This window comes from Pseudomonas caspiana, assembly GCF_002158995.1.
GTDB classification, from domain to species: domain Bacteria; phylum Pseudomonadota; class Gammaproteobacteria; order Pseudomonadales; family Pseudomonadaceae; genus Aquipseudomonas; species Aquipseudomonas caspiana.
This window is the reverse complement of sequence record NZ_LOHF01000004.1, coordinates 267,623-275,922: the sequence shown is the minus strand read 5'-3', so window position 1 is coordinate 275,922 and position 8,300 is coordinate 267,623. Positions and strand designations below refer to the sequence as shown.

Here is an 8,300-nt window from a genome sequence, read left to right as displayed (position 1 = left end):
ACTATCGCTGGCCTCGTAACCTCGGTGAGCTCCTACACGTCCGATGCGGCCAAAGATCGTGATGCCATGGATACCCCAACCGCCCACATGAAATGCATTTCAATTCAACGGACCGCATTCCCCGCAGACTTTAACCGCGAGGGCGCCACACCTGAACATGAAAAATCAGGCAAAAAAAAAGCGACCGGTTAAGGTCGCTTTTTTCGCTTCAAGGAGTTCAAGGGCCTCGAAGCTATGTATGGCGCAGCGGACGGGACTCGAACCCGCGACCCCCGGCGTGACAGGCCGGTATTCTAACCGACTGAACTACCGCTGCGTATCGCTCGGACTTGCGTCCGTTTGAATCGTTGAAGCAAGCTTTCGAGAACCTGCTTCGTTGTAACCCTGACCGAGAAGCCTTGAGGCTTTTCAATCGCAGACCAGACTAATCTGATCCGTCAAATATGGCGCAGCGGACGGGACTCGAACCCGCGACCCCCGGCGTGACAGGCCGGTATTCTAACCGACTGAACTACCGCTGCTTGTCGGTGGACTTACGTCCGGTATCGCTATGTTTGCAACTTTGAAACTTTGAAACTCACGAAGTGGTGGGTGATGACGGGATCGAACCGCCGACCCGCTGCTTGTAAGGCAGCTGCTCTCCCAGCTGAGCTAATCACCCTTTGCTTCGTTGAGGCCGCGAAATTTACGCACCTAACGAACCTAAGTCAATACCCTGCTTGAAGTTTTTTTAAAATAAGCTGAAAAACAAATTCAAGCGGCAAGCATCGAGTGGAACGCCAAAAACAGAAAAGGCGCAAAAAGCTGCGCCTTCCTGAATTCACATCAACATTGTCTTTGTTGGAGCGCACGAGCACAGCGAGGCTGCGATCGCGGTGTATCAGACAGAACGCCATCGCGGCCTCGCGGTGCTCGTGCGCTCCTACAGATCTGCCGTTTTAAGCAAGACAGCACGGTGCCATAGACACCGGGCAGCTCCTACAGATAAATCATCTTCTTGCTCATGCCACCGTCAACCACGAACTCCTGCCCCGTGACGAAACCGGCATTGCGCGACAGCAGCCATGCGACCATCGCCGCGACATCATCCACCGTCCCTACCCTGCCCGCCGGATGTTGCGCATGATCGGCCTCTGAAAGCGGCTCAGCGCGGCGTGCAGAAGGATCCCGTGCGTCGATCCAGCCGGGGCTGACCGCATTGACGCGAATCTCGGGCCCAAGGCTGATGGCCAACGAGTGGGTCAGCGCCAACAGGCCCCCTTTACTCGCTGCATAAGCTTCGGTATCGGGTTCTGACTGACGAGCGCGGGTTGAGGTCAGGTTGATGATGCTGCCCGCGTGGGCGCGCAAGTAGGGAGCGCAATGCTTGGCCAATAGCATCGGCCCACTGAGGTTGATCCCCAGCACCCGATTCCAGTGCGCCAGGCTCAGGCTTTCAAGCGTAGTGTTATGCGGATCGGCAATCGCGGCGTTGCACACCAGCGCGTCGAGACGACCAAACTGGCCGATGACCTCAGCGACGCCAGCCGCAACCTGCTCTTCGCTGGAGACGTCCATGGCGATGAAGATTGCGTTATCACCCAGCGCCTGAGCAACCAGAGCGCCTCGAGTGTGATCCACATCAACCAGCACCACCTGCCAGCCTTCGGTGATCAGCCAGGCAGCAATGCCCAGACCGATCCCTCGTGCCGCGCCCGTTACCAAGGCCACCCGCCCATTACTGGCGCTGGCGGCCTCCATTACCCAATCACTCACAATGCCGCCAGGCCACGCGCCAGGTCTGCTTTCAGGTCAGCGACGTCTTCCAGGCCTACAGCAACCCGGATAAGGCTGTCGCGGATACCCGCAGCTTCACGCTCCTGGGGCGCCAGACGACCATGGGACGTAGTGCTCGGGTGCGTGATGGTGGTTTTGCTGTCACCCAGGTTGGCGGTGATCGAAATCAGGCGTGTCGCATCGATGAAACGCCAGGCGCCATCTTTGCCACCCTTGACCTCGAAGCTGACCACCGCACCAAAGGCCTTCTGCTGACGCTGCGCCAACGCGTGTTGCGGATGGCTCTTGAGACCGGCGTAGTGCACTTTCTCGATGCCGTCCTGCTGCTCCAGCCATTCGGCCAGCTCAAGAGCACTTGCACAGTGAGCGCGCATACGCAGGTTCAGGGTTTCGAGGCCCTTGAGGAAAATCCAGGCGTTGAACGGGCTCAGGGTCGGCCCGGCAGTACGCAGGAAGCCAACGACTTCTTTCATCTGCTCACTGCGACCGGCAACCACACCGCCCATGGAACGGCCTTGGCCGTCAATGAACTTGGTGGCGGAATGCACCACCATGTCAGCACCCAGCGCCAGCGGCTGTTGCAATGCTGGTGTGCAGAAGCAGTTATCGACTACCAGCAGAGTGCCTTTGGCGTGAGCGATTTCTGCCAGAGCGGCGATATCGACCAGTTCCGCCAGAGGATTGGACGGCGATTCAACAAACAGCATTTTGGTGTTGGGTTTGATAGCGGCATCCCAGCCCGCCAGTTCTGCCAGCGGTACGTAATCCACTTCAACGCCAAAACGCTTGAAGTACTTCTCGAACAGACTGATGGTCGAGCCGAATACGCTCCGGGAAACCAGTACGTGATCGCCAGCGCTGCAAAAGCTCATGACCACCGCCATGATCGCGGCCATGCCACTTGACGCGGCAACGGCCTGCTCGGCGCCTTCCAGCGCTGCGATACGTTCTTCAAAAGAGCGCACCGTCGGATTGGTGTAGCGCGAGTAAACGTTACCCGGCACTTCGCCTGCGAAACGGGCAGCCGCATCGGCGGCTGAACGGAACACATAACTTGAGGTGAAAAACAGCGGATCGCTATGCTCGCCTTCCGGCGTGCGGTGCTGACCTGCACGCACCGCAAGTGTGTCAAAACCTACGCCTTCAAGATCGCTGTCCAGCCGACCGGCATCCCATTCCTGAGTCATGCGCCCTCTCCCTGATAGTTAGTTGTTGTACAGATCGATGATCGCGCTCACCGCCTGAGTCTTGACCTTGGAGGCGTCGTTGCGCGCCTGCTCGATCTTGTTCAGGTAATGCTCGTCGATATCACCGGTCACGTACTTGCCGTCAAAGACAGAGCAGTCGAAGTTATCGATCTTGATCTTCTTGCTGCCGCTGACCGCTTCGATCAGGTCATTCAGGTCCTGATAGATCAACCAGTCGGCACCGATCAGATCGGCAACATCCTGAGTGCTGCGGTTATGAGCGATCAGCTCATGAGCACTTGGCATGTCGATGCCGTAAACGTTCGGGTAACGCACGGCAGGAGCAGCGGAGCAGAAATAAACGTTCTTGGCACCGGCTTCACGGGCCATCTGAATGATCTGCTTGCAAGTGGTACCACGCACGATGGAATCATCCACCAGCATGACGTTCTTGCCGCGGAATTCCAGTTCGATAGCGTTGAGCTTCTGACGTACGGATTTCTTGCGCGCCGCCTGGCCGGGCATGATGAACGTACGGCCGATGTAGCGGTTCTTGACAAAACCTTCGCGGAACTTGACGCCCAGGTGGTTAGCCAGTTCCAGTGCCGCCGTACGGCTGGTATCCGGAATCGGAATAACCACATCAATGTCGTGATCCGGACGCTCGCGCATGATCTTGTCGGCCAGCTTCTCGCCCATGCGCAGACGCGCCTTGTAGACCGAGATGCCGTCGATGATCGAATCCGGACGCGCCAGGTAGACGTGTTCGAAAATGCACGGGGCGTACTTGGGATTGGTTGCGCACTGACGAGTGTGCAGCTTGCCATCTTCAGTGATGTAAACCGCTTCGCCCGGCGCCAGGTCGCGAATCAGGGTAAAGCCGAGCACATCCAGCGAGACGCTTTCGGAGGCGATCATGTACTCGACGCCTTCGTCGGTATGACGCTGACCGAAGACGATCGGGCGGATGGCGTCCGGATCGCGGAAACCGACGATACCGTAACCGGTGATCATGGCGACCACGGCGTAACCGCCACGGCAGCGCTTATGCACGTCGGTCACAGCGGCGAAGATATCTTCTTCGGTCGGCTGCAACTTGCCGCGCACAGCCAGTTCATGGGCGAAAACGTTGAGCAGCACTTCCGAGTCGGAATTGGTGTTGACGTGGCGCAGGTCAGATTCGTAAATCTCCTTGGCCAGTTGCTCAACGTTGGTCAGATTGCCGTTGTGGGCCAACGTGATGCCATACGGCGAGTTGACATAAAACGGCTGAGCCTCGGCCGAAGTCGAGCTGCCTGCCGTTGGATAGCGCACATGGCCAATACCCATGTGCCCGACCAGACGCTGCATATGGCGCTGATGGAACACATCACGTACTAACCCATTGTCCTTGCGCAGGAATAACCGGCCGTCGTGGCTGGTTACGATACCGGCAGCGTCCTGGCCGCGGTGCTGGAGGACGGTGAGCGCGTCATACAGCGCCTGATTGACGTTCGACTTACCGACGATACCGACGATGCCACACATGCGACACAACCCCTACTTAGTGGAACTGGATTTACCGAGCACTTCCTGCGGCATTGTAGGCGGCAGGAGGTGTTCCTTGAACGGCAGTTCAGCAGGTACGCTGACTCCGCTGGCTAGCCACTTGCTGGACATCCCGAGAATCAGGTTTTTCGACCAGTCAGCGACCATGAGAAATTGCGGCACCAACCTCGATTGCTGCCACCATTGATCCTGTTGTACCGGCCCCAGGCTCAACAGCCCGACGGCCACTACTACAAGCAAGCCTCCGCGCGCTGCGCCAAAGACCATGCCGAGAAAGCGATCGGTCCCGGAAAGCCCGGTGACACGTATCAGTTCCCCAATAAGAAAGTTGATCATTGCGCCGACCAGCAAGGTGGCGACGAATAGAATAGTACAGGCCGCAATAACACGAAACGACGGCGTTTCGATGTAATTGACCAGATAACCCGATAATCCTGCGCCAAACATCCAGGCGACGACACCTGCAATGATCCAGGTCACCAGCGACAGGGCTTCCTTGACGAAGCCGCGCTTGAGACTGATCAGAGCGGAGAGAGCGACGATCGCGAGGATCGCCCAGTCGACCGGGGTAAAGGGCACGTTTGAGCCTGCAAACAGATAAGGCGGCGCATTTTAGCAGAGCGCCCGCCCGCCGGTAAGCAGCATTTCCGGCAGACGCGCAATCATCTGAAAAGCATCAACCCTGCTCAGGCTGAAAACGCACCACAATGCCCTTGAGCTTCTGCTGTTTATCGAGCTGGTCACGCAGGCGATCAGCCTCTGCGCGCTCGATCAAAGGCCCTACGAACACCCGATTTACACCGTTCGCAGTGCGAATGTAGGCGTTGTAGCCTTGGGTGCGCAGGGTTTTCTGCAGGTTGTCGGCGTTGGCGCGATTGGACATGCTCGCCAACTGCACCGACCAACTGACAGAAAGACCGTTTGCGTCAACACCTGACGGCGCGGCAGGTTTGGTAGCTGCTTGCGCTGGCGGTGCCGCCGGCGTCGGAGCTGAAGTCGGAGCTGGCGGGGTCACTGGCTTGGTAGCCGGTTTGGCTGCAGACGGCGTGGCAGGCTTCACTTCCGGCGGAGCCGGAGCGATCGGCATGGATGGTGCCTGGGTTTGCGCGGCTATTTCATCATCGCCAGGGACAGGCTCCTGAGTTGGCACCTGAGGTTCAGGCACCGGAACCGGCTGAACCTGGACCTGAGGAGCTACAGGCGCTTGCGGAGCAGCAGGCGCATCGACCTGAACATGGCGCGTCTCATCCTGACGCGTGAACAGCATCGGCAGGAAGATCACCGCCACGGCGATAAGCACCAAGGCACCGACCATTCGCTGTTTGAATACGTTATCCAGCAGAGCCATTTGCAGCTTCCTCTATGGCGTGCCGGGTCAACCATTCCAGGGCCTCGGCAACACAGTAAAAAGACCCGAACAGCAAAATCTCGTCATCGGCTGTAGCGTGAGAGCACTGGAATTCCAGTGCCGACGCAACACTCTGATAGGACGTCACGTGTGCGCCAAGGTTCTGAAGTGCCACCTGCAAATCAGCCGCAGGTCGGCTTCGGGAAGTCGGCAGCGGTGCAACGGCCCAGTCATCGATACTGGAAGCCAGCTCGGCAACGACGCCTTCCAGCTCCTTGTCAGCCAACAGACCAAAGACCGCCAGACGCCTGCCAGCCACTGGGCGCTGGGCCATGCGTTGCGCCAGAAACTGCGCAGCGTGGGGGTTGTGCCCCACGTCCATCAACAAATTCAGGTGCTTGCCGTGCCAGTTGAAGGCACGACGATCCAGGCGACCGATGATCCGCGTATCGAGCAACGCTGCGAGAATCCGCTCCGGCTGCCAGGCAACATCCAGCAATAGATAAGCCTGCAACGCCAGGGCAGCGTTTTCCATCGGCAGATCGAGCAATGGCAAATCGAGCAGTTCAACCCGCTGCCCCTGCCCGTCCTGGCCAACCCAGCTCCAGTTACGATCAGTGATCGACAAGTCGAACTCACGCCCGCGCAGCATCAGCGGGCAATTGAGTTGTTCGGCTTTATCAAGCAGCGGCACAGGCGGATCGAGATCACCACACAGCACTGGGCAACCTTCGCGGAAAATCCCGGCCTTCTCGAACGCTACGGACTCGCGGGTATCACCCAGCCAGTCCGCATGGTCGATCCCGATGCTGGTTACTACAGCCAGGTCGGCATCAATCAGGTTCACGGCATCGAGACGACCACCCAGGCCGACCTCAAGCACTGCTACATCAAGCGCCGCCTGCTCGAACAGCCAGAAAGCCGCCAGCGTCCCCATTTCAAAATAGGTCAGCGACACGCCACCGCGAGCAGCTTCCACAGCCGCGAAAGCATCACAGAGCTCCAGGTCAGTAGCTTCAACACCCTGCACTTGCACACGCTCGTTGTAGCGCAGCAAATGCGGAGAACTGTAAACGCCGACTTTAAGACCCTGGGCACGGAGTAACGAGGCCAGAAAGGCGCAGGTCGAGCCTTTGCCGTTGGTCCCGGTTACCGTAATCACCCTGGGAGCTGGCCGGGTCAGACCCAATTGCTGCGCAACTTGCCGCGACCTGTCCAGCCCCATATCAATGGCAGATGGATGCAACTGCTCAAGATAGGCGAGCCAGTCGCCCAGGGATCCTGGCGTCATACGTTGGCGGGCGCCGGAGGAACGACCACTGGCTCGATGACCGGTGCGACGAATTTAGGCGTCGGCAGGTTCATCATTTGGGCCAGCAGGTTACCCAGACGCTGACGCAGCTCCTGACGGTGAATGATCATGTCGATAGCGCCGTGCTCCAGCAGGAACTCACTGCGCTGGAAGCCTTCGGGCAGTTTTTCGCGAACAGTCTGCTCGATAACACGAGGACCAGCGAAGCCGATCAGTGCTTTTGGCTCAGCGACGATAACGTCACCCAGCATCGCCAGACTCGCCGAAACGCCGCCGTAAACAGGGTCAGTCAATACGGAAATGAACGGCAGGCCTTCTTCACGAAGACGAGCCAGCACAGCCGAAGTCTTGGCCATCTGCATCAGCGAGATCAGTGCTTCCTGCATGCGCGCACCGCCGGAAGCGGCGAAGCAGATCATCGGGCAGCGTTTTTCCAGCGCATAGTTGGCAGCCTGAACGAAACGCTCGCCTACGATCGCGCCCATCGAACCGCCCATGAAGGAGAATTCGAAAGCCGAGACCACAACAGGCATGCCCAACAGGGAGCCGCTCATGGAGATAAGCGCGTCTTTTTCACCGGTCTGCTTCTGCGCACCGGTCAGGCGATCCTTGTACTTCTTGCTGTCGCGGAACTTGAGACGGTCTACCGGCTCCAGATCGGCGCCGATCTCGGAACGGCCTTCTTCATCCAGGAAGATATCCAGACGAGCACGAGCGCCAATGCGCATGTGGTGATTGCACTTGGGGCAAACATCCAGGGTCTTTTCCAGCTCGGGACGGTAGAGCACCGCTTCACAGGATGGGCATTTATGCCATAGGCCTTCAGGAACCGAGCTCTTCTTGACCTCGGAACGCATGATCGAAGGGATCAGTTTGTCTACCAACCAGTTGCTCATGCTTTTTTTCTCCAGTACCGGTGGCTCGAACGCCTGGCGACTCAGCACCCTGCGCATGCCCTTTAGCTAATTCGTAAATGACTTGAAACTGCCTGTGCGTGGCCGCCACATGGCGGGACCAGCCTCACATACAGTTTCAATCGTGATTCAAATAACCGCGGCGAGGTTACAAGGACCTCGCCCGTAAAAATCTGCCCGTAAAAATCCGGGTACGCCTGCCTGCTGCACAGACA

8 protein-coding genes and 3 tRNA genes are annotated in these 8,300 nt (G+C 58.2%); 1 reads left to right on the top strand and 10 read right to left on the bottom strand.

Annotated elements, in window-relative coordinates:
• On the top strand, window positions 1-192 hold a 192-nt coding region (locus AUC60_RS28100), incomplete at its 5' end, for a hypothetical protein (protein WP_238599533.1).
• A 47-nt stretch (window positions 193-239) separates the two neighbouring features.
• Here AUC60_RS28100 and AUC60_RS07860 read toward each other — a convergent pair.
• The 10 genes from AUC60_RS07860 to accD all read right to left on the bottom strand — a co-directional run bounded on the left by AUC60_RS07860 (window position 240) and on the right by accD (window position 8,067).
• A tRNA-Asp gene (locus AUC60_RS07860) sits at window positions 240-316 on the bottom strand.
• Between the two features lie 128 nt (window positions 317-444).
• Window positions 445-521, bottom strand: a tRNA-Asp gene (locus AUC60_RS07855).
• A gap of 64 nt (window positions 522-585) precedes the next feature.
• Window positions 586-661 (bottom strand) — tRNA-Val (locus tag AUC60_RS07850).
• A gap of 317 nt (window positions 662-978) precedes the next feature.
• Window positions 979-1,740 carry an SDR family oxidoreductase gene (locus AUC60_RS07845; RefSeq protein ID WP_087265520.1) on the bottom strand — a complete coding sequence of 254 codons (762 nt, stop codon included), beginning with the start codon at window positions 1,738-1,740 and terminating at the stop codon, window positions 979-981.
• Window positions 1,741-1,751: 11 nt separating this feature from the next.
• Complete coding sequence (locus tag AUC60_RS07840; RefSeq protein WP_087265519.1) at window positions 1,752-2,963, bottom strand: O-succinylhomoserine sulfhydrylase; 1,212 nt, start codon at window positions 2,961-2,963, stop codon at window positions 1,752-1,754.
• 18 nt (window positions 2,964-2,981) lie between these two features.
• The gene (gene purF, locus AUC60_RS07835) at window positions 2,982-4,490 is read right to left on the bottom strand and encodes an amidophosphoribosyltransferase (RefSeq protein WP_087265518.1); all 1,509 of its coding nucleotides are present in this window, start codon (window positions 4,488-4,490) and stop codon (window positions 2,982-2,984) included.
• Window positions 4,491-4,502: 12 nt separating this feature from the next.
• Window positions 4,503-5,090, bottom strand: a complete 588-nt coding sequence (locus AUC60_RS07830) for a CvpA family protein (RefSeq protein ID WP_087265517.1) — start codon at window positions 5,088-5,090, stop codon at window positions 4,503-4,505.
• A gap of 97 nt (window positions 5,091-5,187) precedes the next feature.
• Entirely contained in the window at window positions 5,188-5,859 is a 672-nt protein-coding gene (locus AUC60_RS07825; RefSeq protein ID WP_087265516.1) for an SPOR domain-containing protein, read from the bottom strand.
• Complete coding sequence (gene folC / locus AUC60_RS07820; protein ID WP_087265515.1) at window positions 5,843-7,150, bottom strand: bifunctional tetrahydrofolate synthase/dihydrofolate synthase; 1,308 nt, start codon at window positions 7,148-7,150, stop codon at window positions 5,843-5,845. Before folC ends, AUC60_RS07825 begins: the two co-directional genes overlap by 17 nt.
• Entirely contained in the window at window positions 7,147-8,067 is a 921-nt protein-coding gene (accD, locus tag AUC60_RS07815; RefSeq protein WP_087265627.1) for an acetyl-CoA carboxylase, carboxyltransferase subunit beta, read from the bottom strand. The genes folC and accD overlap by 4 nt, the downstream gene beginning before the upstream one ends.
• Between the last annotated feature and the right edge of the window lie 233 nt (window positions 8,068-8,300).